We start from the raw sequence: 24,716 nt of genomic DNA, 5'->3' as shown, positions 1-24,716 counted from the left end.
TCTGGGGCTCCTCAAATCGCGGGACGCCGTTTCCCTCCGGGCGATGTACACGTTGACCCAGGAAGTCGATCGAATACAGGGGTGGCGATGGAATTGGAACTGGCGGCACTGGCGAGTGTGGCCGCGTCGACGGTGGTCAGCGGAATGGCGACGGCCGGGTGGGAGGGAGTGCAGCGGGCGATGGGCGAGCTATGGCGCCGGGTGCATCCCGAGCGGGCGGATACGGTGGTGGCCGAGCTGGGCGAGGCGCGCGCCGAGGTGCTCGTGGCACGGCGGAACGGGGACGAGCAGGCCGAGCGGGAACTCGTCGGTGAATGGCAGGCGCGGCTGCGCCGGCTGTTGGTCGCCAACCCGGAGATGGTGACCGAACTCCAGCGGTTGATCGAGGAGTTGCGGCCCACTGCCCGCGAGGAGGAACCTCGGGCCGGCAGCGTCACTCTGACCGCGAACGCGTCGGGGCACTCCCGCATCACCATGTCCGGGCGGGACATCAACATCACCAAGGGGTGATCGTTTGAGCTACTCCGGAGGGACATCGGACGGTTCCGACCGCGACGGCGACGGCAACGCTGGGACCCGAATCGATGTACGAGGGGACGGTCGGTCCCGGATCAGGGTGGCCGGCCGCGACATGAACACCACCTACTTCGTCAGCGCCTCGTCGGCGGCGCTTGCCGCCCTCGTGGGCCTCGTGATTCTCCTCGGCATGTGGCAGCCGTGGCAGGAGACGGCGTCGACCGGCGAACGGAACCGCACGGACACCGGGATCGGTTCGGGTCCCTCCGGCGGATCCTTTGCGAAGCCCGCGCCGTACCGGGAGCCCTCGTCCGCCGGCGGGGACGACAAGGAGTCGGAGGCCCCGGAAGCCTCTTCCAGCCCCTCTTTCAGCCCCAGTCCCAGTCCCAGCCCCTCTGCGACCCCCGACCCGCCGGACCCGGTCGACGTGGCATTCGCGTCCGTCGGTGTCGGCACCTGCCTCAACGTGTACGACAGCGGCTGGGGCAAGCTGAACCACGACCGGCCTTTCGCGGTCGACTGCGGTGCGAACTTCGCCTTCTCGAAGGTGACCATGGTGACGACGTCCGCCTCGAACTGCCCCCAGGGCGCGGGCCGACGGGGCTGGGGTCACGTCAACGACGACGGATCTTCCATCGCGCTGTGCCTTGACCGCGTGTTCGCCGTGGGGCAGTGCTTCCCCGCGACACTGAGCAAGCAGGCCGACGGGTCCCTCCACGGTGAAGGGCGGCTCTTCAGCGTCTGGGGCTGTGACCGGACGCAGGTGCCGAGCGGCCAGAACGCGATCATGGCGATCACGGCGGTGTTGAGCGGTGGCAGCTGCCCCCAGCGGAACGACAGGCAGACGCTCTCCTGGCAGATCTTCAATGGCGCAGGCAAGGTCTGTGCCGTGCAGAAGACGAACTGAGTCGCTTGACGCGTCGGGGCGGCCCGAACGGTTCTCGGGCCGCCGCGCCCTCCAGCAGTTGCGTGTCGGGATCGAACAGCAGGTCGGTCGGCATGTGATTGCGCAGGATGTCATTGCGTCCCACTGGCAGTCCGGGGCTTGACGTCAACGGCCTACGAGCCGCCTGCGGGCGGTGCGCCGGACCTCTCGCCCATTTCAGGGGAACGCGGGTCTGCAGCGGATATATGTCGATGCCCGTTCGATCCATGGCGAGAGGACGTTCGAAGGCAAGACCGACATCCTCTACGTCAACGGCACGGACATGCCGTCCGTGAAGTCGACGATCACCGCCAAGCTCAAGCAGGACAGCTCCATCGACTACGTGACGACGCTCGGCGCCATCAAGTCCGGCAAGATCCAGTGGGCCATCGACCAGCAGCCCTACCTCCAGGGGTACTTGTCGGTCGACTCCCTGTGGCTCTACAAGACGAACGGCAACTACAGCGGAGGCGGTGAGGCACCCGTGCTGACCGGGCCGGCCTTCGTCGACAAGTCCAACGTCGACAAGATCGCCGAGTTCGCCGAGTTCGCCGCGAAGGGAACCCGGTGACGACCGTGACCCAGACAACGGCACCGGCGACGGGCTCCCCGTCGCCGGCCCCGCCGGCCCCTCGGAAGGCCGGGCGAACCTCTGAACGGCCGCTGACCATCGGGCTGTTGGCACGGTTCGGCACCGGCAAGATGGGCGCGGATCATGTGCGCGGACTCCATGACGTCGTCAGCGGGGCACGCGTGACAGCCGTCGTCGACATCGAGGCGGAACGGGCGAGGACTCTCGCGGACGCCATCGAGGGCTGCACGGCGTACGCCGAACCCGCGGCGGCCATGGCAGCGCAGGACATGGACGCCGTCCTCATCGCTTCCCCGGGGCCCGCCCATGAGGCGGCCCTGCTCGAAGCCCTCGGCCGTGACCACCATCGGCACCGGAACCTGTCCATGCCGCCATGGTTCACCAACGAGATGCTCATCAACGACTCGGTGGTGCACGAGATGGACGTGACACTCTGGCTTCTCGACCAGGAGATCGCAGCGGTCACCGTGCACAAGCCGGCCCCGACGTCACACGCTCCGGCTGTTATGAACGACCCTCAATTCGTGCTCTTCGAGACGGAGTTGGGTGCCCTGGTCGACGTCGTGATCTTCGCTCTCCGCTATGCCGTGGCCGGAAGGACCGTACGGGGCCGTACCGGGAACCCGGCCGCCCGGTAGGAATCGTCGATGAGCCGCATCGTGGTGAGCGCGTCGTCGGCGTCGAGCGCCGGCGGCACACCGCGCCGCAGGTGGGCGGCGAAGGCCTCTAGTTGGTAGGTGTACGAGGACCGGCGGCCGAGCTCCTCGGTGCGCTCACCGGCGGCTGTACGTACGACGACACGGTCGTCCAGATGGGGCTGTACGAAGTTCACCGCTGTGGCTTCGCCGCGCGAGCCCACGACGCGGCAGCTCATCTGCCATGTGTGGTGGGCCATGTGGCAGCGGGCGCTGCCCGTGGCGCCGCCCGGGAACTCCAGATCGGCGTCCAGCCACTCGTCGACCCCCGCGGTCTCCGCCTTCTCACCACCGCGCGCGGCGACCAGCCGGGGCGCCCCACCTGCCCAGGGCGCGAGCATGCGCTGGGCGTGCAGGCTGTAGCACCCGAGGTCCATCAGCGCGCCGCCCGCCAGCGGGAGCGACCACCGCACATCGCTGTCCGGTGGCGCGGGCATGGCGACCATGGTCTCGACATGCCTGAGCTCGCCCAACTCCCCGCTGTTCAACAGCTCGTGCAGGCGCCGGGTGACCGGGTGGAACAGGTAGTGGAAGCCCTCCATGAACACCGTGCCCGCCTCGGCGACGGCCTCGTGGACCTCAACCGCCTCGGCTGCGTTGCTCGCGGACGGCTTCTCGGTGAGGACGTGCTTGCCGGCCTGGAGGGCGGCCAGGTTCCACGGCCCGTGCAGGCTGTTGGCCAACGGGTTGTAGACGACCTCGATCTCCGGGTCGGCGACGAGCTCGGCGTAGGAGCCGACCACCCGCTCCACGCCGTGCGTGGCGGCGAAGGCCTCGGCCCGGTCGCGGTCGCGGGCGGCCACCGCGACGAGGCGGTGGCCGGTCGCTCGGGCCGGTCCCACGATCGACAGCTCGGCGATGCGGGCCGCGCCCAGGACGCCGATCCGCAGGGGTTCGTCCGTCATCACTTGCGCACCTCGTCGAGTCGTACGGGCCGGTGTTCACGGAGCGACAGTGTGCACGCCCCGGCGATCAAGCTCGCCTCGACGGCGTCCCCGACCGTGCAGGAGGAGGGGCGGGTGCCGGCGACGACCTCGGCGAACGCGATGATCTCGGCGCGGTAGGCGTCGGCGAAGCGGTCCATGAAGACGGTGTGCGGCGCCACCGGGTCGGTGACCACCAGCGAGTCCACCGCCTCCAGCCCGGCGAGGGTCTCCGCGTGGAAGGCGCCGATGCGGCCCAGCCCCATGATGCCTATACGCATCAGAATCGTGCTCCTTCTGCTGAAGTGCGGCTCAGTCCTGGCCGCCGAAGACGATCTGCTCCCACAGGTTGATCGCGCGACGTCAGCCCTGCCGCGCTGACGAGACAGTCGATGCGTCCGTGAGCATCGACGGCGACGACTCCGTCCTCAATCAGTCCCATGAGAGCGCTGTGTCCCTTTCAGCCCTGGCGGTGCTTGGCTGCGGCCTGCAGTTCCTGGCGCAGTCGCTCGGGGTCCCATTCCTCGGCCACGGCCTGCCAGAGGGTGTCCGCCTGGGAGGGCGGGGCGAGACCGTCCACCGGCGGGTCGAGGTCGAGGTTGGTCGGAAAGGGGTAGCCCTCGGCGGTGGCCGCGATCACGCGGCGCAGCCAGTCCTCCGAGACACCTTCGGACTTGCGGCGCAGCAGCACCGCGAACAGCGCGTTCGCCATCGCCTCGCGGTCCACCGTCTCCATGGCGCGGCCGAAGGCGGAGGAGATCTGCAGCAGATTGGCCATGCGCCTGATGTCAGCCGAACGGTTGTGCCCGGCGGCGTGGAAGAGCGCCGGGTTGAAGAAGACCGCGTCGCCCTTCTCCAGGGGGAGTTGGACGTGGTGGGCGTCGAAGTACTCGACGAACCGCGGGAGTCGCCAGGCGAGATAGCCGGGCTCGAACTTCTGCGAGTGCGGCAGGTAGAGGGTCGGGCCGGACTCGACGGGCATGTCGCAGTGGGCCACCGCGCCCTGCAGGGTCAGCACCGGAGAGAGCCGGTGGACGTGCGCCGGGTAGGTCGCGGCGCGCTCCTGGGAGAGGAAGCCGAGGTGGTAGTCGCGGTGGACGTTCTGCGCCGCGCCGCCCGGGTTGACCACGTTGACCTGTGAGGTGACCTGGTAGGCGGGGCCGAGCCAGGCCTCGGCGATCAGCTCCAGGATGTCGTTGGCGTAGTAGTCGGCGAACGCCTCGGGCGCCCGTACGGCCACCTTGTCCAGGGCGTTCCAGACGCGGTCGTTCGCACCGGGCTTGGCGAAGTGGTCGCCGCGGGCCGCGCCGCTCGCGCGCTCCTCCTCGATCAGTGCGCGGAAGGCGTCGGAGGCCCGGTCCACGACGGCCGCGTCCGGGAAGGCGCCCTTGAGGACCACGATGCCGGGCCCGTCCAACAGAGCCCGGATCAGCTCGTCCTGCACGCTCCGACGGCTCTCCGGGGAGGTCGCCAGAGAGCGGAGCCGATCGCTGTCGTAGAGCGGGACGTTCTGTTCGATCCGCTCGGCCGAGAGGTGGTCGGCGGGGTCGGTGTGCTGCTCCACGAGCGAGCGGAACACGTCGAGATCGCAGTCCGCCTCGGTCAACCAAGTCCGCGATCCTGCGGCTGTGGGAGACATCCGGATCCTTTCGCAGTCCGTGTATTTCTGCCAGTCTTGAGAACCCGAACCCATCATTCAATGCTTATCAGCGCATCAAAAATCCATCATCGGCATTTGGGACCAGTCATGCGACACCGCTACCCGATCAGGGAAATCGCCCGTCAGGCCGGACTGAGCACGGCCACGGTCGACCGCGTCCTCAATCAGCGGGGCAACGTGACGGAGAGCACCATCAGGGAGGTGCACGAAGCCATCAAGGACCTGGACCGGCAGCAGAGCCAGGTCCGGCTCGGGGGACGCACCTTCATGATCGACATCGTGATGCAGACCCCGGAGCGGTTCTCCACCGCGGTACGGGACGCACTCGAAGCCGAACTGCCCTCCCTGCATCCCGCTCTCGTGCGTTCGCGCTTCCACTTCCGCGAGACCTGCCCTCCCGCCGAACTGATCGGAACCCTGGACAAGATCGCGAAGCGTGGTACGCAGGGCGTGATCCTCAAGGCCCCCGACGAGCCGGAGATCGCGGCCGCGGTCGGCAGGCTGGTCGCGGCCGGCATCCCCGTCGTCACCCTGGTGACCGACCTGCCTCACAGCGCACGCCTGGCGTACGTCGGCATCGACAACCGCGCGGCTGGCGCCACCGCCGCCTACCTCCTCGGACAGTGGCTGGGCAAGCGGCCCGGCAACGTGCTCACCACCATCAGCCGGGGCTCCTTCCGAGGCGAGGAGGAACGCGAGATGGGCTTCCGCAGCGCGATGCGCCTCGCCGACCCCAGACGATCCCTGGTGGAGGTCACCGACAGCGACGGCCTGGACGCCACCCAGCACGATCTCGTCCTGGAGGCGCTCAAGCGGGACGAGGGCATCATCGCCGTGTACTCCGCGGGCGGGGGCAACCTCGCCACCCTCGACGCCTTCGACGCGCTCGGGCGGGAGTGCGAGGCGTTCATCGCCCACGACCTCGACCACGACAACACCCGCCTGCTGCGCGAGCGCCGCCTGTCCGCGGTCCTCCACCATGACCTGCGCCAGGACATGCGCCGCGCCTGCCAGATCATCATGCGCGCCCACAAGGCGCTCCCCGACGACGGGCCGTCGCTGCCCTCGGCCATCCAGGTGGTCACACCGTTCAACATGCCACCAGGTGCTCCGTCCGTGCCGGTCGTCGAGTGACGGCCGCGGCGCCCGCCATGCGCATCCGCTGACCGGCGCATGGGCGATTGCCGCGACCGCGTCTCGTCACGTCAGGGGTGTGGCGGGCCCCAGGGCGGGCGGGGCGGCGTCGGTGGACGTCCCCCAGCCGGACGGTTCGGCGCCGACGGTGAAGGCGAGCGACCGCAGGCCTCGGAGCGACTCGGTCGTCAGATACGTACGGCTGTAGGAGGAACCGTCGACCCTCGCCGACTGGATGTACCGGTCACGGTCCGAGGTGCCCGTCGCCGTCACGGTCAGGGCGCCCCGCGGGTAGTAGCGCCGGTCGAGCGTCAGATCGACCCGCTCGAAGACGGGCGTCGACAGGCCCCAGGTGTCGTAGCCGGGCTGCACCGGGAAGATCCCGATGGACGAGAGCACGTTCCAGGCGGACATCGTGCCGAGGTCGTCGTTGCCGGTCATGCCGGTCGGCGCGTCCGTGAACAAGGTCAGCGCGGCATGCACCACATCGGTCGTCTTCCACGGCTGACCGGTCGACAGGTACGTGTACGGGGCGATCAGGTCGGGCTCGTTCTGAGGGTTGTACTTGTCCGCGTTGTAGTAGTCGTACGGGCCGTTGACCCATACCTCTCGTGCGGTCTTCGCCGGGTCCTTCAGAAGCTGCTCGTACGCGAAGAACGAGTCGAGCCGGTCGTTGGCCGTCTGCTTGCCGCCGATCAGGTCGACCATGCCCGGCAGGTCCTGCGGCACGAGCCACTGGTACTGCCAGGACGTGCCTTCGTGGAAACCCTCGCTCAGTGCGGGGTCCGCCGGTCCGGTGAAGGCGCCGGAGGCATCCCGCGCGCGGAAGAAGCCGGTCGAACCGTCGTAGATCTTCCGGTAGTTCTGGGACCGTGCGGCATAGCGTGCGGCGTCCGCGTCGTGGCCCAGATCCCGTGCCATCGCGCCGAGCATGGCGTCAGACAGGGCGTACTCCAGGGTCGCGGAGGCTCCGTGGTCGTAGTCCGAGTCGCCGGGCTTCGCGTGTGGGCGGTCCTTGACGTAGGGCGCGAAGCCGTTCGCGATGTACTCCTTGTTGGCCTCGCGGCCCACCGCGGGCGAATCGGCGGGAGGCACTCCGTCGGCATTCTTCTTCAGGGCGCGGTAGGCCCGCTCCTCGTATCCCTTGAGCAGGCCCTGCTGGTAGGCGTTGGTCAGGAACGGGGTGACAGGATCGCCGGTCATGATGTTCGTCTCGACCGTGCCGTAGCCCCACTTGGGCAGCCAGCCGCTGTCTTCGTCGATCTTGATGACGGAGATCGCCATGTCCCTGGCCTCACGTGGCGCGAGCAGGGAGAGGAGTTGCGACTGGGTGCGGTAGGTGTCCCACAGTGACCAGTTCTGGTAGTAGGTGAAGCCCTGTGCGCGGTGGACCCGCTGGTCCCAGCCGGTGTAGCGACCGTCGGCGTCGCTGCCGATGTTGGGCGCGAGGAACGACCGGTAGAGCGATGAGTAGAACGTGCGGCGCAGGGTGTCACCGCCGCCCTGGGCGCGTACGTCGTCGAGCCGGTCCTCCCAGGTGCGGTGCGTCTGGCTCCGGACGGCGTCGAACGAACGGCCCCCCTCGGAGAGGAGGTTGAGGGCGGCGCCGCGGGCGTCCACGTACGAGAGCGCGGTGGTCGCTTCGACCGTCCGGTCCTTGGTCGTGTCGAAGCGGACGAAGGCGCCGTTGCGTCCCGCGCTCACGGATTCCTTGGAACCCTCGGTGACGGTATCGCCGTTCCAGGTGCCCGAAGTGGTGAACGGGCGGTCGAAGCGGGTGACCGTGTAGACGGTGTACGGCTTGGTGTCCTGGCAGAAGCCGCTGCCGGTGATGGCGGTGCGCACCGTACGGTTGTCGAGGATCTCTACCTTGGTGGAGATCGTCCTGTGCAGCGACTGCCCCGCGTTGAGCAGGACGTTGGCCTTGTCCGTGGCAGGGAAGGTGTAGCGCTGCACCCCGGTCCGGGCGGTCGCGGTCAGCTCGGCCTCGATGCCGGTCTTCAGGTCGACCCGGTACGAGCCGGGGCTCGCCCGCTCGCTGTCGTGGCTGAACTCCGCCTGGTACTTGGCGTAGTCCGTCTCGGTGACGTCCCCCGTGGTCGGCAGCACGGGCAGGTCGCCGCCCAGGCCGCAGCCGACGCCCGAGAGGTGGACGAGGGAGAAGCCGCGGATGTGATTCTGGGAGTAGTCGTAGCCGGTGTTGTGGCCGGTGTCCGGCGAGAACTGCACCATGCCGAAGGGCACTGCGGCGCCGGGATAGGTGTTGCCTTCGTTCTCCGTTCCGATGAACGGATTGACCAGATCGGTGAGCGGGGCGCTCGGCGGGACGGCCGCCCGAGCCGCCGGAACCGCGAGGGAGCCGCCGAGGAGGACGGTGGTCGCCACCACCATCCCCGCATCGCGCAGCCGTTGAGTCCATCCCATGGGCGGGAACGCCTCCTCGAAGCCTAGACAACGTTGTCAAGCGCAGAGTGCGATCATTCTTCGTCGTGTACACGTAATCGTCAAGTACTCCGAGTGGGCGGGCAGTTCAGCGGATCACGCGCACCCGCGGTCTTCAATGACCAATCACGCGAGCCACCCGGCGGCGTAGTTGAACAGGGACAGAAGCCGCTCTCGCTGATCGTCACCGTCGGTCATCGGGGCGACTCACCGCAGTCCAGCCCGTACGGGAGCGCATCCGTGTGCCCCGGACCGGGGCCCGCCGTCCACGCACCCGGCCACGAGGGACGACAAACTCGCCGTCCCCTACGAAGCCGCAGTCACCGTCGTCGGCATCAACGAGTGGCTCTGACGACGTTGAACGCGCGTACCGCAACGTGGTCGGATACGCCCGTCGTACGCACGAACCTGTCGCCCCGGGAGATCCGTCGTGCCCTACTACCTGCTCACCGTGGAGAGCTCACATCGCACCGGCTTCGGCCTCCAGGTCAAACCCACCGTGCGGATCAAGGAGCTGGCGTCACGGGTGAAAGACCTGGACGTACCCATGCCGGGCGACAAGCTTCTGCTTCTCTTCCCGGGCGAAGGGACATGGCAGGCACCGCTGGCCGGGTTCGCCATCGAGGCATGGAGCCGGGGCGGCGTGTACTACAGCCGCAGCAGCCCATCGGACCCGGAATTCACCCTCACCATAGGCGGCTACCGCGAAGCCCCGGATCTCCCCGTGGGCACAGAGATCCGGCTTGACGACACAGCCCCTACGGGGGGCCACCACACGAAAGGCTGGCGGCAGATCATCGAGGACATCACATCGGCGCCGTGGTGGCGGGCAGACCCGGACACCATCGACCGGACTGTCCCGGATCGCTGAGGCCTCGTCGCCTCGGCCACGCGCATCACGAAGGCCAAGCACGTTGAAAACGGCCGGCCGGAGGTCAGCAGCGCGCCGACCTGGGGACGTACGATCGGGCTTCCTTCGCTCTGGAAGGTGGTCTGTGCATGCCCGTGCCGAGCCTGCTCGCGGTTTTCGCGCACCCGGACGACGAGTCATTGTCGGCCGGCGGAGTGCTTGCCCGGCACGCGGCCGAGGGCGCGCGCACCGCAGTCGTCACGGCTACCTGGGCCGCGGACACCCCTCGGGCTGCGGAGTTGGCCGAGGCGCTGCGGATCCTCGGCGCCGGCAAGCCGCGGATGCTCGGCTACGCCGATGCGCGTGTACCGCACTCGGCCCCGGGCGGCGTACGGTTCTGCGATGCGCCGCTCGACGAGGCGGTGCAGCGGCTGGTGGCGCACATCCGGAAGTTCCGACCGGACATCATGGTCACCCATGACGCCTACGGCGGGCTGCCCGGTCACCCGGATCACATCCACACCCATCGGCTGACCATGCTCGCTGCCCAAGCGGCAGGCCTTGGGCAGCTCTACCCGGATACTGGTGCCCCCTGGCAGTCGCGTGCCCTCTACCTGGCCACGCACCCGCACTCGGCCGTGCCGGCGCTGAGAGACGTGATCGGTGCACGCAAGGCGGTGTACAGCGTTCCGGATGAACAGGTCACCGCGACTGTCGATGTCGGCCCCTGGATGAAGCAGAAGATCGCCGCCGTACTCGCGCACCGCTCCGAGGTCGAGCGGGGAGCCCTGCCGGGGGTGATCGCCAGTCTTCCGCCGGATGCACGGGAGCGGCTGTTCGCCACCGAGTGGTACATCCGTCATGCCCCCATTACCGCGGCCGCGGCCCAGACGGAACTGACCGCCTGACCACGCGGGGGTCAAGGCGGCCTCGTGCGACCGCGGGATCGAACGGTGGCAGCTGTATCTGACACAGGAGCAGATTGACTCCGTGGTGTACGGGTTGTGGCCGCGCCGGATGACCGGTTCCACCGGGGAGGGGCCGGGGCGTTGTGGAACCGGCTCGCTCATCAAGGTGATGCCCTCCCTGTTCCTTGGGGTCGTGGCCGATTTCGCCTGATTTCCCGATGCATGATGGCAGCTCACCGCCGCCCGTTTTCCATATGTGCAGTGCATGGGAGTCCAGCTTGTCCGCACATGCCCGTCGCGCCCGGACCGTCATCGGATCCGTACTTGCCGCACTCGCACTGGCTGCGAGGTGCACCACGCATACCGAGACGAGCGCACTCGGCCATCCGGAAGTGTCGACGGTTCCCGTGCGGAGCGTGTCCCCATCGCCGGCCCTCACCGCGCGGGGGACGCAAGAGCTGCGCGACCCCCCGCAGATCGTGAGCACGAACGGGCTGCTCAGGACCAGGATCGTCGTCGAACGCAAGAAGGTGCGTCTGGCAGGCCGCGATCTGTGGGCCCTGACGTACAACGGGATGTACATGCCGCCCACGCTGCGTCTGCGGCCGGGGGACCGGATGGAGATCTCCTTCGAGAACAAGCTCGACCATCAGACGAATCTGCACGTCCATGGCATGCACGTCTCGCCCGTCGGCAATTCGGACAACATCTTCCTCAAGGTCGAGCCAGGGAAGACGTTCACCTACGAGTACACCTTCCCCAAGAGCCTGGAGCCGGGAACGTACTGGTACCACCCGCACCCGCACCCGCTCTCCGCCGCCCAGACCGCCGGCGGCATGGCCGGCCTGATCGTGGTCGACGGCCTCGACGCGTATCTGCCCGCGCCGCTCCGCGGGATCACAGAACACGTCGTCGCGCTCAAGGACTTCCAACTCGTGGGCGACCAGATCAAAACCACGAATCTCAAGATCGGTTCACCCACGACACGCACCGTCAACGGGCAGCTCAACCCGCGGATCCGGATCAGGCCCGGCGAGACCCAGCTGTGGCGGCTCGCGAACATCGGGGCCAACATCTTCTACAAAGTGACGCTGCCGGGCACCAGGTTCCACGTCGTCGCCCAGGACGGCTACCCGGTGAACAGGGTCTATTCCGTCGACACCTTGGTCATCCCGGCCGGTGCCCGCTACGACGTGCTCGTACAGGGCCCGAAGGCCGGTGTGTCGGAACTGCGGACCCTGCCGTACAACTCCGGCAAGGCCGGAAACCAGTTCCCCCTGGCGACACTGGCCACGGTCCAGTCCGAGGGCGAACCGATGCGAGCCGCGGCCCTGCCCACTGCCTTCGCCCCGCTGGACGACCTCGCGAAGGAGGCCGTCGCGGGACGAAAGACGGTCATCTTCACGGAGAACAAGGCGGGCACGCTCTTCTACATCAACCACAAGCAGTTCGACCACAACCGCATCGACTACCGGTCCAAGCTCAACACCGTCGAAGAGTGGACGATCAAGAACGACAGCGACGAGGTCCACTCGTTCCACATCCACACCAACGACTTCCAGGTGATGAGCATCAACGGCAAGCCGCAGGCCAACTACGGCTTGCAGGACACCGTCGACGTCCCGCCTCGCGGAAACATGGTCATCCGTATCCGGTTCCTCGACTATCCGGGCAAGACGGTCCTGCACTGCCACATCCTCAACCATGAGGACGCGGGGATGATGGCGGTACTCCAGATCGACAAGTAACCGCCCCGACCTCGCTCGTCCGTGATCATCGGTCCGGTATGGGGCGGACGGTGAGGATCTGTTGTGCGTGTCCGACAGGGCCGTTGAGGTCGTGCAGGACGGTGCTGGTGAGGCCCTGGCCAGTGGGGCCGAAGGTGACCGTGGTGTCCAGGCCGGTCCAGTGGCCTTCGGGTTGGCGGTGGAGGTGGACCGTCAGGTCGACGTTGGGGTACATCCAGGCGGTGGGCGGCTGTCGTACGGCGATGCCGTTGGCGGTGTCGACGAGGGCGAGGTAGGACGCGAGCGTGCTGCTGGGCTCGCCGGCGACGAGGGCGTGGCGGGTGGAGATCCAGGCGGTCGTACGGCCCGGCCGCGGTGGTGCGAGCGGGCGGACGTCCAGGGAGGCGATGTATCCGCCGGGCCACACCGAGGCCATCGGCCACGGGGTGAGCGCCTGGGGAGGGGTGAGCAGGTCGTCGGGGCCGGCGGCGACGGCGGAGGTGTCGACGGTGGCGAGGAGCCACGCACGGGCACGGACCACGGGCCGGTCGGCGATGAGCACGACGGCTTCGATCAACTCGATGGTGCGGCCGGGGCGGATGGTCTCCACCCGGATCTCGCACTCGTCGAGGGCGAGACGGCCCAGGATGTCGTAGCTGATCCGGGCCGGCACCAGGCCGGTGTCCGGCCGCGCGGCCAGGTGGCGTTCGATGGCGTGGACGACGAGGCCGCCGAGCGGGCTGAAGTGCTGTTCGTCGGGGTCCCATGCCCCGCCCGTGTGGGCCGTCGGCTTGTAGTGGCGCTCGTCGATGCGCTCGTAGTAGCTGTCGGGGGCCGGGGTGCCGGTGTTCAACGGACGTTTCTCCTCGGGCGGTTCGCGGTGCTGATCACAGAGTATTGAGCAGGACGACGTAGAGGGCGGTGCCGATGCCCACGCTCAGGATCGTGCGGCGGCCGAAGGCCAGGTGGACGCCGACGGTGACGGCGACCGCGAGCAGTGCGTACCCCGTTCCGTTCGGGTCGTGCGTGATCGTGCCGTGCAGGGCCGTCACGGCGAGGATCGCGAGGATGCCGACCGGCATCCACACCGACAGTTGCCGCACCATCGCCGAGCCGCGCAGGGTGCGCAGTACCGCGAACGGCAGGGCGCGCAGGGCGAGCGTGATGCTGAAGACGATCGCCAGGACGGCGATGAGATACGAGGTGCTAGGCATCGGAGGTCTCCTGGGCGGGTCGGCGAGTGGTGAGCGTGTGGCGCACCAGGAGCAGGCCGACGAACAGCAGCAGTGCGGTGAACATGGCGAGGCCCGGCGTCAGTACGAGCGCGAGCGCGGCGCTGGCACCGGCGAGCAGGACTGAGGGGAGTTCGCCGCGGGAGCGGAAGGCGTCCAGGGTGAGCACGGTGAACAGGGCGCACAGGGCGAACTCCAGGCCCTTGATCGGCGCGGGCAGCGCGGCGCCGAGAGCGACCCCGACCAGACCGCCGCCGACCCAGTAGGTCTCGCACGCGATCTGCATCGCCAGCAGCCGGGGTGCCGAGCGTTCCGCCTCGGGCAGGGAGGCGTTGACGGCGTATGCCTCGTCGATCATGGCGTAGACGGCGTACGCCTTCGCGACCGGGTGCTTGACCAGGTGGAGGGGGAAGGAGAAGGCGTAGAAGACGTGCCGGAAGTTGACCACGAGGACGGTCAGCGCGACCGCGGCGAGCGGGGTGACGGTGGCCGTCATGCCGACGAGCAGCAGTTCCAGGGAGCCGGCGAACGCGGCCAGGGACAGGGCGGGGGCGAGCCACCACGGGAGGCCGGCCTGCATGATCAGCAGGCCGAGAGCGATACCCAGGGGGAAGATCCCGAGTCCTGCGGAGAAGGAGTCGCGGACTCCGAGGGTGATCAGGCGGCGCCGGTCGGCGGGAGCCCGAGCCGCGACCGGGGCGGCTTCCGGTGTGGCTGCGCGGGGCGGAACGTCGTGGTGCATGTGTTTATCGTCCCGGAAAACGCACGACATGTGGTTGCAAAGATTGCTTGTCCGGCCGCCTTGGGTGCAATCTTCTGTCGTGGATGCGATTGATCTGGCAATCATTGCCGAGCTGGAGCGGGACGGACGGCTGACCAATGTCGAGCTGGCGCAGCGGGTCGGGCTCACGACCGGGCCGTGCCTGCGGCGAGTGCAGCGCCTGGAGGCCGACGGGGTCATCCGCGGTTACCGGGCCGTCATCGACCCCGTCGCCGTGGGCCGCTCCTTCGAGGTGCTCATCGACCTCAGTCTCGAAGCCCAGGACGCGGAGACGGTCGAGCGCTTCGAGCAGACCATGGCGCGGGCCGAGGAGGTCATCGAGCTGAGACGGCTGTTCGGCAGCCCGGACTACTTCGTGCGCGTGGCCGTCGCGGACCTGTCCGCCTACGAGACCTTCCTCAGCGGGCACGTGATGACCATCCCGCGGATCAAGAACGTCACCTCACACTTCACGATGAAGGCGGTGAAGACGGCCTGACGACCGGCCGTCCCGCCGGCCGCCCCCCGACGGCGGCCTGGTCACTGGGGAATGGTCACCAGCACCCGGCCCCGGCCGCCGGCGTCGACGCGGTCATGGGCTTTGGCGATGTTCTCCAGCGGGTAGCGGTCGCCGACGTCGACGGTGAGGGCGCCCACGGCGGCCGCGGCGGTGAGGTCGCGGGCGGCCTGGCGTCTGGCCTCGGCGGGGAAGTCGTCGCTGCCGAGCAGACGCAGGGTGACGTTGTTGAACAGCAGCGGCCAGAAGGGGATTTCGGTCCGGTCGGCGCGGGTGGCGTAGGCGGCGATGACCGCGTCTGTCGCGGCGACGGCGGTGTCCAGGTCGGCGTTGTCGGAGAGTGCCACTTCGATGATGCGGTCCACGCCCTCGGGCGCGCGGGTGCGGATCGCCGTCGCCGGGTCGGCGGAGTCGAGGGCGACGGCGTGGGACACGACGGCCGTGTCGACGCGGTCCAGATCGTCGCCGCGGCGGACCGTGGCGAGCACGGTGGCTCCGCCCCAGCGGGCGAGCTGAGCGGCCAGGGAGCCGACCCCACCGAGCACTCCGTGCACCAGCACGGTCCTCCCGTCCACCGGCCCGTCGCTGAACACGGCCCGGTGCGCGGTGATCCCGGGGATGCCCAGGCTCGCACCGAGTTCGTCGCCGAGGTGGTCAGGCAGGGGAACGGCCAGGTCCTCGGGTACGACGGTGTACTGGGCGGCGGTGCCGAAGGGCCGGTACGACTGGGCGCCGTAGACCCAGACCCGCTGTCCGACCCTGCGCGCGTCGACACCGTCCCCCACGGCGTCGACCACCCCGGCGGCATCGCTGTGCGGAATCACCCGCGGATACGGCATCGACGAGCCGAGCCACCCTCGCCGCTTCTTCGTGTCCCCGGGATTCACCCCCGACACGGTGACACGGACCCGAACCTCACCGGGGCCGGGCTCGGGGTCAGGGAGTTCGCCGACCCTCAGCACGTCGGTGGCCGGGCCTTGTTCGTCGTACCAGGACGCAAGCATGTGGGACCTCCGTCGTCTCTCAGCTCGCGGGCTCTTCGAGCGTACGGGGAACGTTCTCGGTGTGCGCGCCGCCGGGCTCGTAGGCGTCCTCGCCGAGGACCTCGCGCAGCCGGGCCTGCTCGACGGCCTGTTCGGGGGCGCGGCGGTGGCGGCCGCGGCGATCTGTGCCGCCGGGCGGCCGCACATCCACCTCCGTGAAGCGCACACCTACCTCCGTGAAGCGCACACCTACCTCCGTGAAGCGCGCGACCGCTCTTCACCCACCGGCAACTCAGTGGTCCTGACAAAGACATCGGGCGTGTCGGTGGATGATCGGGCAGGTGTGGCCGCGCGGGTCGGTTCGGTTCTTCTCCGATCCGGCGCCGGTGACTTCACCGAGCCGCGGTGTGGTCGGTCAGTTGGTCCAGGAAGCTGTCGACGGTGACCACGGGGGTCGGCCAGCCGAGTCGTCGGCCGAGTCGGGCCATCTGGGGCTGTTCGAAGGCGGACACGGACGGATCCCCGGCTCCCTCCAGCCAGCGCTCCACAGGGCCGTCCCACCGAACGCGGCCTTCGGTGAGGACGACGACCCGGTCGAAGTTCTCCGCGCAGAAGTCCGTGTCGTGAGTGATGGCGATGATCGTCTTTCCCCGCTCGTGCAGGTCTGCGACGAGCTCTTCGAGCAGGACGACGGAGCGGTGGTCCTGACCGGTGGTGGGCTCGTCCAGGACGATGACCGGGGTGTCCATCGCGAGGACCGAGGCGAAGGCGACCCGTTTGCGCTCGCCGAACGACAGATGACGGGGATGGCTGTTCGCCTCCCCGGTCAGGCCGGTGACCCGCAGTGCCCACTGCGTGAGGGCGGTCCGGCGGTCGGTCGGGAAGCCGAGGTTGCGGGGTCCGAAGCCGACTTCCTTGGCCACCGTGGCGGCGTGCAGTTGGTCGTCCGGGTTCTGGAACACGAAGCCCACGCTGCGGGCCAGCTCGGCGATCTCGAGCCCGGCGGCATCGCGGCCGTCCACCGTGACCGTCCCCGACGTGGGGCGGGCGATGCCGATCAGGTGCCGGGCCAGCGTGCTCTTGCCCGCCCCGTTGGGACCCACGACCGCCACACGTTCGCCGGCCGCGACGGTCAGCGAGACGTCCGCGAGCGCGGTCGTTCCGTTCGGGTAGCGATGGAAGAGGGAGTCGACGCGCAGCACCATCACATGCCTCCGGCGGTTCTCGTGCTCTTCAGCGAGACGGTGAATCCTTCCGCGGCTGCCTCCAGGGTCACCGGCAGCGGACGGTCCGACTCCCACAGGCCGCGCCCGGCGGCGCGGCGTGCGGCCGTCGTGTAGCGCAGCGGGGCCACCCCCCACTCCGCGAGCCGGGGGTCGGTGAGGACATCGGCCGGCGGCCCGTCGGCGGCGATCCGCCCCTCGTTCAGGACCAGGACGCGGTCCGAGCACCGGGCTGGCCGTTCCAGCCGGTGCTCGAACAGGATGACGGTGACGCCCTGCGCCCGCAGGGTCTCCAGCGCCTCGAACACCAGGCCGGTCGCCACCGCGTCGAGCTGTGAGGTCGGTTCGTCGAGCACCATGACGGCCGGCCTCATCACCAACGCCGATCCGATGGCCAGAAGCTGCTGCTGCCCACCGGAGATCTCGTACGGGGAGAGATCGGCCAGGGCGGTGAGCCTCAGGTCGGCCATGACCCGATCGACGCGTCGGACCATCTCGGCCCGCTCGACGCCGAGGTTCTCCAGACCGAAGGCGAGCTCCTCGCGCAGCGAGAACCGTGCTCCCGAAAGTTGGTTGAACGGGTTCTGCATGACCAGGCCGACTTCGCCGACGAGTTCGGACGGCTGAGTCTTCGCCAGCATCCGTCCACCGACTCGTGCCGACCCCGTGGTCGCGCCGCCGGTCATGTGCGGGACGACGCCGCTGATGACTCCCGCGAGGGTGGTCTTGCCCGCGCCGTCGGCACCGGTCACGGCACAGAACTGGCCACGCGGCACAACGAGATCGATGTCCTGGAGGGCGGGGCGGGAGCCGGTCGGGTAGGTGAGGGAGAAGTCCCTGAATTCGATCACCGGAGCACTCCGAGTACGTTGGTGACGACGGCGGTGAGCGCGCACAGTCCCATGACGATCCGGGCGACCCGCTGCGCCGCGGTGTCCGGAACCTCGGTCAGATACGTGGGGCGGCGGCCGGCGCCGAAGCCGCGGGTCTCCATGGCCACCGCACGGTCCCCCACTTCCGTGAGGGCACCGAGGATCAGCGGTCCGGCCATGGGAACCAGGGCCCGGATTCGGCCGCGCAGCCCTGTGACCGCCAGGCCGCGCGCCTGTTGGGCGTGCATGATGCCCTGGGCCCGGGTGGTGAGGGCGGGCGCGATCTGAAGGGCGGCCGAGACGACGTAGACGGTCTTCGGCGACATGCCGCGCTGTGTCATCGCGCTCATCAGCGCGCCGGGTTGCGTGGTGAGGAGAAGCAGGAAGAATCCCCCCATCAGCGCCAGGAGACGCAGTGCGGTCTGCGTGGCAAAAACCAGGCCTTCATATTTCAATTCCAGGGGGCCGATTTCAGCCACCACCTGGTGAGTATCCGGATAAAAGAAGCCCTGAATCAGGTAAACCGTGAGCGCGAGGGGCAGCCACAGGGCGAGAAGCATGGGGGCAAATTTACGAAGGGTTCCTGAAATTATCACCATGGGGAGTACCGTGGCGCAGAAGAGCAGAAGCGGCCACCAGGTCATGGTGAGGGCGAATGCGGATACGGTGACGGTGACCGCGAAGGTCAGCTTGGTGAGGGGATTCAGCCGGTGCACGGGGGAGTCGTCGGTCGCGCGCGGGGATATGTCCATGCGGGTCACGTCCTTCTCGGCATGAGGGGGTGAACCGCCAGCACTCGATGCCGCTGCACAAAGGGGAAACGGTGCACATAGCCGGAGGGCAGGCCCGCCAGCAGGGTCAGGGCCAGTGCGACGGTCAGCGCTTTGTCCAGGGGGTCCGCGACCAGCCCTTGCAGGCTGGCGGCCTTCAGCATGCTGTTTCCGTAGGCCTGGAACGTCGCGATGACAGCCGACTGCCCCACCGTGCCGCCGGCGTTGCCGAAGACGAAGGCCGTGATGGGGGCGGAGACGATGCCGGCGGCCACGCCGATCACACCGCCCGCGAGCAGGGCGGTCGGCAGGCGCCGGAACCAGCCGGCCCGTGCCAGGGTTCCCGCGATGAAGCCGATCAGGGCGGCGGTCACCGCGTAGGGCAGAGCTCCGGGAGTGATGGTCATCCCGACGACGATGCTGGCCAGAGCCCCGGTGGCGGCGCCCGCGGCAGGTCCGGCCAGGACACCGACGAGCACGGTGCCGATCGAGTCGAGTTGGAGCGGTAGGCCGCTGAAGTAGACGATTTTCCCCATCACGATGTTGATGGTGATCGCCACCGGCAGCAGGGCCACGGTCGTCGTCGGCAGCCCTGCCACGGCACCGGAGACGATCAGCATCGCCCCGAGGGTGTAGCCGCACAGGGCGAGCAGGGCGGCCGGACCGCCCACGCCGCCGTGTACGGAATCGGGTTTGGCTGAAACAAGCCCTCCGTAGGTGATGGCGACGATTACCGCGCCGATTCCGATACGTCGGCGCGGTGAGAGGTGCCATGGGTTTAACGAAATCCGGCCCGTCACTTGATCTGCCACCCCCGTATGTTGGCAGGCCCCATTGGCCGCCGGTCATCATGCAGAGACCGAGTCGACGGTGTCAACACCGACTCAGGTCCGGCCGACGGGGAGGTATTTCCCTTCGTCAGGGAATTGAAAACGTCATTGACAAACAAAGATCTTCAACGTTCTACTCGATTGAAACCGAGCTCGCCACGGACGTCGCTTTGTCCGGTTTGAAGGCAGGTGGCGAGTTTTTCGTCTATCACCAGAAACGGGGAAGATGTCATGGCCAACTACCAGTCGTTTGCGGATTCCTACACGGCCGGGCTGCGTGACGTACTTGCGGACGGCAATGACGTGGACTCGGTGCGCGATCCGCTCTCCAAAGCCTCGGGTTTCGGCCAGAACGACCGTCCGTACCGCGAACTCCTGGCTTACCAGAGCCGTATCGCCGACCCGACCTCCTGTCTCGCGGTCACCCCGCACCTTCCGGTCAATCTCTCCTACTGCTTCGGCCTGCTCGCCTGGTCCCTGGACGGCCGCAACGACGTCGACACCCCGGCGTACTACCGCCGCGGCGCCCATGAGTACTCGGACGACCAGCACACGCTGAGTGGTGCTTTCGGCCATCGGCTGCTGACCTCCAGGGGGAACCAGCTGGAGGAAGTGGTCGGCCGCATCGAGCGCGACCCCGCCCACCGGCGCGCGTTCGCCCTGGTGTTGCAGCCCGAGGACAATTTCCGCCAGTCGCGGGAGTATCCGTGCGCCGTGGGCGTCCACCTGTTCCTGCGGGACGGCGCGCTCACCTGGATCACCGTCATGCGAGCCCAGCAGGCACTGACGGTCCTGCCGTACGACGCCTTCCTCTTCATGGGCATGCAGCAGTACGCGGCTTCGCTGCTGAACGTCCCGAGCGGCCCGTACATACACCAGGCGGGCACTTTCCACTTCTACGAGAACGAGGTGGAGTTGGCGCGGAAGATCGCCGAAACGCCGGCGGAGGCCGTGGCGCTGCCCGCGTTCCCGGGCACCCCGGACGGCGGCCGGGAGGTCGCGCGCGAACTCATCGACTTAGAGCGGCGGCTTCGGCTCGCGGCGCAGTCGGGCGACATCTCCACCGTGGACGAGATCGCCACCCACAAGGCGAACACCGAGTTCGCCGATGTGGCCCGGGCCTGCCTGGCCACGCACGCCTACCGCAAGCTGGGCGACACGACGTCGCTCGTGACCAGCCCGGCGTCGAACGGCGGCGTCGTGAACCTCATCGCCGCGATCTGATCGCGCCGGGGAATCACACGTGAGGACAACGATTCGTACCCCGCTGAAGCCGCACCGTCCGCACGCGGCCGAATCAGGCGGGAAGGTGACGGAACTCGTCGTCCGGCGGCGCCGGCTGTTCACGGCGCACCCGGGCGAGGCCCGGTTCACCTACCCGGTCATGGCGGCACTGGTCCCGGTGGCGACCAGCAGAGGCGGGGAGGTCGCCTATCCCGGTGATCCGATGTGCCTGTACTCGGCGCTGACCCTCACCATCCAGCGCTCGGTGGCCCGCCTGCGTGCGGGGCTGCCCGAGGAGCCGTCCCTCGACGACGTCTGCCCGGACTGGGGGGACTGTCCGGACGACGACTACCGCCGTACGGCGAACGGGCCGCGGACCACGCTGATCGCCGACAGCCGGACGACCGACGGCCACGTCTTCGACCCCCGCATCTGGGACGAGGTGGCCCAGGAGCGGTTCATCGCCGAACTCCGCGCGCTCCAGCCCAAGGTGCTCCTGCTCAGCGCGGTCTCGGCGGCGCACCGGTACGCCCTGGAGATGGCCGAGCTGGCCAAGGTCCACGCGCCCCACTGCGTCGTCGTCCTCGGCGGCCGGCACGCCGACGAAACGACGAAGTACCGCGACGCCGACGGCACGGCGGACTTGTCCTGGAGCAGCACGGTGGAGGTCGTCCGCGACGGCCGCGCGGCTCAGGTCGTCGACTTCGTGGTCGCCGGTGACGGCGCACCCCTGCTCGACCTGCTGCTGCGCGCCCTGTCGCTGACCGTCACGCCCGGCTTCGGTCCGACCGACAACACGGAGGTGCTCGACGCCCTTCCGCTGGTGGCCGACGCCGAGGAAACACTCCGCGGTTCGGGCACGATCGTGGGCCTGTGCCCCGGTGAGGCGGTGGTGGTGCCGGTACGGGGCGAGCGACTCGGCTCGGCCGAACTCCCGTCACCGTACGAGGCGTTCTCCATCCGCGCGCGCTTCGGCATCTTCACCGAGGCGGGCAGTCACTCCCTCGGCAGTCGTACGGCGCACATGATGACGCTGGACTCCTGCCCGTTCAAATGCACCTTCTGCTCGGAGAGCATCCAGGTCTCCCAACGGCCCACCCGCTTCGCGGTGAGCGAGACCGAGCACGTGGCACAGCGCGTCCGCCGGCTCATGGACTGGGGCGCGGAAGCCGTGTTCTTCGACGACCCGGTGTTCTGGGGCGGGAACTGGAAGGCGATCACCGAGTTCTGCCAGGACCTGCTGCGCCAGGGCACGGAACTGCCCGGCGGCACCCGCCTGGAGTGGGGCGGACAGCTCACCGTCGACGTGGTGCTCAACCGTGCCAAGGCCGACGAGGTGCACACCGCGCTCGAACTGATGCGCAGCAGTGGCTGCACCTACATCTACATCGGCATCGAGAGCATGGCCGAGAGCGTGATGGCCCACGTGGGCAAGAACCTGCTGCGCCGCAACCCCGAGGCCTGGGTGAGCAAGGTGCGCGAGGCACTCGCGATCATCCGGGGCCACGGCATCCGGGTCGGCAGTTCGGTCCTCTTCGGTCTGGACGGCGAGTGCCGGGAGACCATCGAAGAGACCATCGAGGAGATCGGCCGGCTGATCGACGACGAACTGCTCGTCATGGCCAGCCCCAACATCCTCACCTACCATCCGGGTACGGCGATCACCGCCGCACACGGCCAGGACCGACTGGACTATCACTCGCGCAAGGACAACAGGCCCCCGTACACGTACTTCGAAGAGGCCTATCCGGAAGTCGTCTCCCAACTGCTCACCGAGGACGACATCTGGTACATCCACAAGTCGGCGGCCGAGCGCTGGGGCACCGTCCGCAACAGTGCGGCCGAGCCACTGACCGAGGCGGCCAGATGACCACCATCACCGACAACAGCCTTGGGAGGGCCCGTGCTTGACGTCGACCGAAAGAGCTACTGGGGCGACTACTACTCCTACTTCCCCGCCCTGGCCCGCTACATCCCGCTCGGCGAATACGCCCGGCGCGTGCAGCCGCGCGCCTGCGTCCTGGGCGTCTCCGACGGCAAGTTCGCCCTGCCGCTGCTGCGCGCGGGCTGGCAGGTCGTCGGTGTGGAGAGCGACGACCTCTTCCTCAACGGCGGTGAACTTGACCTCGTCGACGGCCACCACGACGTCGTGGGCCTGCGCCAACGGCTTGCCGCCGAGGGCCTGGAGGACCGGTGCACCGTGGTGGAGCAGGACTACATGACCCTGCCTGCCGAGGGCGACTTCCAGCTGGTGCTGGGCAGCGGCCTGTGGTCGATGCCGCCCAACCGGGCGCACACGATGGAAGCCCTCGTCCACCATGCGATGGACATGGTCGCTCCGGGCGGACTCTTCTTCGGCGAGTACCTGATCGGGCTCAACGACGACGAGCGGCAGTGCGGTTACTACCCGACGGCCACGGAGATGGAGCGGATCGTCACCCGGCCCGGCTGGGAGCTGTTCGAGAACGCCGACCTGGGCATCCGCGGCGAGAGCCACCTGGGCTACGAGCAGTGGCACTACCACCGGTACGCGGCCGCCATCGCCCACCGCATGCCGCCGCCCCGTGAGCCCGTTCGGGAGAAGTGACCTTCGTGACCGGAACGCATCTCAGCGGCTGTCCCCGCATCCGGGGGGACAGCCGCCCGGCTGTCGTGGTCACCGATCTCGACGGCACACTGCTGCTGTCCGACGGCAGCGTGAGCGAGCGCGCGGTGGCGGCGCTGCGCGCAGTCGCCGCACAGGGGACCCGCGTCGTCTTCGCGACGGCCCGCCCGGCCTGGTCCGCCCGCGGGCTGCTGTCCGCCGCGTCCGGTCTGGGCGCCTTCCTGGTGTCGTCGAACGGCGCCGTCGTCAGCGACCTGGACGGCGGGGGCGTACGACGGATCCGGGCGATGACACCCGCCACCGTCCGCGCCGAGATCGCGACGCTCGGGCAGCGCCCCTGGGCCGTGGACCGGGAGCACGACCGACTGATCGGCCCCGGCTGGCCCGACATCCTGGCGAGCGGTGCCGGGACGGCCCTGCGCGTCGATGACGTGCCGGACGGCTCGCCGGTGCTGTGCCTGATGGTGCACATCGATTCCGCCGCTCCGCCTGCGGCACTCGGGGTGCGGGGAGCGGTGCGGTGGACCTCCTCGGGGCCGGGACTGCTGGAGGTGTCGGCCCCGGAAGCGGACAAGGTGTCCGCGGTCGCCTCGGTCCTCGCCGGCCTCGGCATCGGCTGGGAGCGGGCCGTCGCCTTCGGCGACGCGCCCAACGACACGGGCCTGCTCGCCGCCGCGGGCCTAGGCGTTGCCGTCGCGAACGCGAGCGCGGACGTACGCGAGGCCGCCGACGCCCTCACGGCGTGCAATGACGACGACGGCGTGGCCGCCTGGTTGGAGGGAATGTGTCTGTGCCACGTGTGAAGACCCTTGCGGAGGCCCAACGGGTGTGGATCGTGGGTGGTCCCGGCTGTGGCAAGTCGACCCTCGCCCGCGCCCTCGCCGAACGGCGTGGCATCCCGCCCGTCACGCTCGACGCCCTCTTCTGGGGACCGGCCTGGACACCGGTGCCCACGGAGGAGTTCCTCGCCGGCGTCGAACGGGAACTGACGGCCGACACGTGGGTCGTCGACGGTCAGTTCGCCGCGAGCGTCGAGGCCTTCGCCCACCGTGCCGACTGCGTGGTGTGGACCGATCCGCCGCTGCGTGTCACCTGGCCGCGGCTGCTGCGCCGTACCGTACGGCGCTGGATACGCCGTGAGGAACTCTGGGGCGGCGTCCGGGAAACGTTCTGGACCGTCGTCGGCCCCCGGTCCATCCTCTGGTACGCCGTGCAGGTCCGCAGCTCCCAACGGGTCGCCAACCAGAAGCTGTTCGACGAGCTCAGCGGCACCGGCATCCTGCTCCTGCACACGCGCGACAGCGATGTGCGATCTCTGCTGAAATGAA

25 protein-coding genes and 2 pseudogenes are annotated in these 24,716 nt (G+C 68.8%); 14 read left to right on the top strand and 13 right to left on the bottom strand.

Going from position 1 to position 24,716, the window contains the following annotated elements; genetic code table 11:
• The first annotated feature begins 87 nt into the window (after positions 1-87).
• The 4 genes and pseudogenes from ACFVWD_RS16440 (at position 88) to ACFVWD_RS16425 (ending at position 2,671) form a co-directional block, all read left to right on the top strand.
• The gene (locus tag ACFVWD_RS16440) at positions 88-510 is read left to right on the top strand and encodes a hypothetical protein (protein ID WP_389596727.1); all 423 of its coding nucleotides are present in this window, start codon (positions 88-90) and stop codon (positions 508-510) included.
• A gap of 121 nt (positions 511-631) precedes the next feature.
• On the top strand, positions 632-1,423 hold the full coding sequence (locus ACFVWD_RS16435; RefSeq protein ID WP_389596726.1) for a hypothetical protein: 792 nt from the start codon (positions 632-634) through the stop codon (positions 1,421-1,423).
• A 196-nt stretch (positions 1,424-1,619) separates the two neighbouring features.
• Positions 1,620-2,012, top strand: a pseudogene (locus tag ACFVWD_RS16430) (sugar ABC transporter substrate-binding protein); the annotation flags it as partial.
• A 107-nt stretch (positions 2,013-2,119) separates the two neighbouring features.
• On the top strand, positions 2,120-2,671 hold the full coding sequence (locus ACFVWD_RS16425; RefSeq protein WP_389596724.1) for a Gfo/Idh/MocA family oxidoreductase: 552 nt from the start codon (positions 2,120-2,122) through the stop codon (positions 2,669-2,671).
• Here ACFVWD_RS16425 and ACFVWD_RS16420 read toward each other — a convergent pair.
• The 3 genes and pseudogenes from ACFVWD_RS16420 to ACFVWD_RS16410 form a co-directional block, all read right to left on the bottom strand.
• On the bottom strand, positions 2,614-3,633 hold the full coding sequence (locus ACFVWD_RS16420) for a Gfo/Idh/MocA family protein (RefSeq protein ID WP_389596723.1): 1,020 nt from the start codon (positions 3,631-3,633) through the stop codon (positions 2,614-2,616). The genes ACFVWD_RS16425 and ACFVWD_RS16420 overlap by 58 nt on opposite strands.
• A pseudogene (locus tag ACFVWD_RS16415) lies at positions 3,633-3,827 on the bottom strand (Gfo/Idh/MocA family oxidoreductase); the annotation flags it as partial. The gene ACFVWD_RS16420 and the pseudogene ACFVWD_RS16415, both read right to left, overlap by 1 nt.
• A gap of 284 nt (positions 3,828-4,111) precedes the next feature.
• Positions 4,112-5,290: a phytanoyl-CoA dioxygenase family protein gene (locus tag ACFVWD_RS16410; RefSeq protein WP_389596721.1), complete on the bottom strand. Its 1,179-nt coding sequence runs from the start codon at positions 5,288-5,290 to the stop codon at positions 4,112-4,114.
• Between the two features lie 108 nt (positions 5,291-5,398).
• Between ACFVWD_RS16410 and ACFVWD_RS16405 the strand changes: the two genes are divergently transcribed.
• A complete protein-coding gene (locus tag ACFVWD_RS16405) occupies positions 5,399-6,445 on the top strand; it encodes a LacI family DNA-binding transcriptional regulator (protein WP_389596719.1) in 1,047 nt (348 codons plus the stop codon).
• Positions 6,446-6,511: 66 nt separating this feature from the next.
• On the opposite strand, the gene ACFVWD_RS16400 is transcribed toward ACFVWD_RS16405, so the two are convergent.
• Positions 6,512-8,869: a GH92 family glycosyl hydrolase gene (locus tag ACFVWD_RS16400; protein WP_389596717.1), complete on the bottom strand. Its 2,358-nt coding sequence runs from the start codon at positions 8,867-8,869 to the stop codon at positions 6,512-6,514.
• 448 nt (positions 8,870-9,317) lie between these two features.
• Between ACFVWD_RS16400 and ACFVWD_RS16395 the strand changes: the two genes are divergently transcribed.
• The 3 genes from ACFVWD_RS16395 (at position 9,318) to ACFVWD_RS16385 (ending at position 12,393) form a co-directional block, all read left to right on the top strand.
• Positions 9,318-9,758 carry a hypothetical protein gene (locus ACFVWD_RS16395; RefSeq protein ID WP_389596716.1) on the top strand — a complete coding sequence of 147 codons (441 nt, stop codon included), beginning with the start codon at positions 9,318-9,320 and terminating at the stop codon, positions 9,756-9,758.
• 128 nt (positions 9,759-9,886) lie between these two features.
• The gene (locus ACFVWD_RS16390; protein WP_389596714.1) at positions 9,887-10,645 is read left to right on the top strand and encodes a PIG-L family deacetylase; all 759 of its coding nucleotides are present in this window, start codon (positions 9,887-9,889) and stop codon (positions 10,643-10,645) included.
• A gap of 416 nt (positions 10,646-11,061) precedes the next feature.
• Complete coding sequence (locus tag ACFVWD_RS16385) at positions 11,062-12,393, top strand: multicopper oxidase family protein (protein ID WP_389596712.1); 1,332 nt, start codon at positions 11,062-11,064, stop codon at positions 12,391-12,393.
• 25 nt (positions 12,394-12,418) lie between these two features.
• Here the strand turns inward: ACFVWD_RS16385 and ACFVWD_RS16380 are convergent, their stop codons facing one another.
• The 3 genes from ACFVWD_RS16380 to ACFVWD_RS16370 are packed head-to-tail and all read right to left on the bottom strand — an operon-like array spanning position 12,419 to position 14,346.
• Positions 12,419-13,225 (bottom strand): thioesterase family protein, encoded by an 807-nt coding sequence (locus tag ACFVWD_RS16380; protein ID WP_389596710.1) that lies wholly within the window; start codon positions 13,223-13,225, stop codon positions 12,419-12,421.
• Between the two features lie 34 nt (positions 13,226-13,259).
• Positions 13,260-13,586: a branched-chain amino acid transporter permease gene (locus tag ACFVWD_RS16375; protein WP_389596708.1), complete on the bottom strand. Its 327-nt coding sequence runs from the start codon at positions 13,584-13,586 to the stop codon at positions 13,260-13,262.
• The gene (locus ACFVWD_RS16370; protein WP_389596707.1) at positions 13,579-14,346 is read right to left on the bottom strand and encodes an AzlC family ABC transporter permease; all 768 of its coding nucleotides are present in this window, start codon (positions 14,344-14,346) and stop codon (positions 13,579-13,581) included. Before ACFVWD_RS16370 ends, ACFVWD_RS16375 begins: the two co-directional genes overlap by 8 nt.
• Positions 14,347-14,425: 79 nt before the next feature.
• Between ACFVWD_RS16370 and ACFVWD_RS16365 the strand changes: the two genes are divergently transcribed.
• Entirely contained in the window at positions 14,426-14,863 is a 438-nt protein-coding gene (locus ACFVWD_RS16365) for an Lrp/AsnC family transcriptional regulator (protein ID WP_168514160.1), read from the top strand.
• A gap of 41 nt (positions 14,864-14,904) precedes the next feature.
• Here the strand turns inward: ACFVWD_RS16365 and ACFVWD_RS16360 are convergent, their stop codons facing one another.
• The 6 genes from ACFVWD_RS16360 to ACFVWD_RS16335 all read right to left on the bottom strand — a co-directional run bounded on the left by ACFVWD_RS16360 (position 14,905) and on the right by ACFVWD_RS16335 (position 19,400).
• Positions 14,905-15,885 carry an NADPH:quinone reductase gene (locus tag ACFVWD_RS16360; protein ID WP_389596705.1) on the bottom strand — a complete coding sequence of 327 codons (981 nt, stop codon included), beginning with the start codon at positions 15,883-15,885 and terminating at the stop codon, positions 14,905-14,907.
• Positions 15,886-15,904: 19 nt separating this feature from the next.
• The gene (locus tag ACFVWD_RS16355) at positions 15,905-16,090 is read right to left on the bottom strand and encodes a hypothetical protein (protein WP_389596703.1); all 186 of its coding nucleotides are present in this window, start codon (positions 16,088-16,090) and stop codon (positions 15,905-15,907) included.
• Positions 16,091-16,256: 166 nt separating this feature from the next.
• Positions 16,257-17,069, bottom strand: a complete 813-nt coding sequence (locus ACFVWD_RS16350; RefSeq protein ID WP_389596702.1) for an energy-coupling factor ABC transporter ATP-binding protein — start codon at positions 17,067-17,069, stop codon at positions 16,257-16,259.
• A complete protein-coding gene (locus ACFVWD_RS16345) occupies positions 17,069-17,938 on the bottom strand; it encodes an energy-coupling factor ABC transporter ATP-binding protein (RefSeq protein WP_389596700.1) in 870 nt (289 codons plus the stop codon). Before ACFVWD_RS16345 ends, ACFVWD_RS16350 begins: the two co-directional genes overlap by 1 nt.
• Positions 17,935-18,711 (bottom strand): energy-coupling factor transporter transmembrane component T family protein, encoded by a 777-nt coding sequence (locus ACFVWD_RS16340; protein WP_389596762.1) that lies wholly within the window; start codon positions 18,709-18,711, stop codon positions 17,935-17,937. The genes ACFVWD_RS16345 and ACFVWD_RS16340 overlap by 4 nt, the downstream gene beginning before the upstream one ends.
• A gap of 5 nt (positions 18,712-18,716) precedes the next feature.
• A complete protein-coding gene (locus ACFVWD_RS16335; protein ID WP_389596699.1) occupies positions 18,717-19,400 on the bottom strand; it encodes a hypothetical protein in 684 nt (227 codons plus the stop codon).
• A gap of 390 nt (positions 19,401-19,790) precedes the next feature.
• On the opposite strand from ACFVWD_RS16335, the gene ACFVWD_RS16330 reads away from it, so the two are divergent.
• The 5 genes from ACFVWD_RS16330 to ACFVWD_RS16310 are packed head-to-tail and all read left to right on the top strand — an operon-like array spanning position 19,791 to position 24,715.
• A complete protein-coding gene (locus ACFVWD_RS16330) occupies positions 19,791-20,783 on the top strand; it encodes a thymidylate synthase (protein WP_389596697.1) in 993 nt (330 codons plus the stop codon).
• A 19-nt stretch (positions 20,784-20,802) separates the two neighbouring features.
• A complete protein-coding gene (locus ACFVWD_RS16325) occupies positions 20,803-22,653 on the top strand; it encodes a radical SAM protein (protein ID WP_389596695.1) in 1,851 nt (616 codons plus the stop codon).
• Between the two features lie 33 nt (positions 22,654-22,686).
• Positions 22,687-23,370 carry an SAM-dependent methyltransferase gene (locus tag ACFVWD_RS16320; RefSeq protein WP_389596693.1) on the top strand — a complete coding sequence of 228 codons (684 nt, stop codon included), beginning with the start codon at positions 22,687-22,689 and terminating at the stop codon, positions 23,368-23,370.
• A 5-nt stretch (positions 23,371-23,375) separates the two neighbouring features.
• Positions 23,376-24,191, top strand: a complete 816-nt coding sequence (locus ACFVWD_RS16315; RefSeq protein WP_389596691.1) for an HAD family hydrolase — start codon at positions 23,376-23,378, stop codon at positions 24,189-24,191.
• The gene (locus ACFVWD_RS16310; RefSeq protein ID WP_129592171.1) at positions 24,173-24,715 is read left to right on the top strand and encodes an adenylate kinase; all 543 of its coding nucleotides are present in this window, start codon (positions 24,173-24,175) and stop codon (positions 24,713-24,715) included. Before ACFVWD_RS16315 ends, ACFVWD_RS16310 begins: the two co-directional genes overlap by 19 nt.
• The last annotated feature ends 1 nt before the right edge of the window (position 24,716 follow it).

It is taken from the genome of Streptomyces sp. NPDC058086 (assembly GCF_042885015.1).
In the GTDB taxonomy this organism is placed as follows: domain Bacteria; phylum Actinomycetota; class Actinomycetes; order Streptomycetales; family Streptomycetaceae; genus Streptomyces.
Note: the sequence above shows the minus strand (reverse complement) of the source record. Positions and strands in the feature narration are given on the sequence as shown.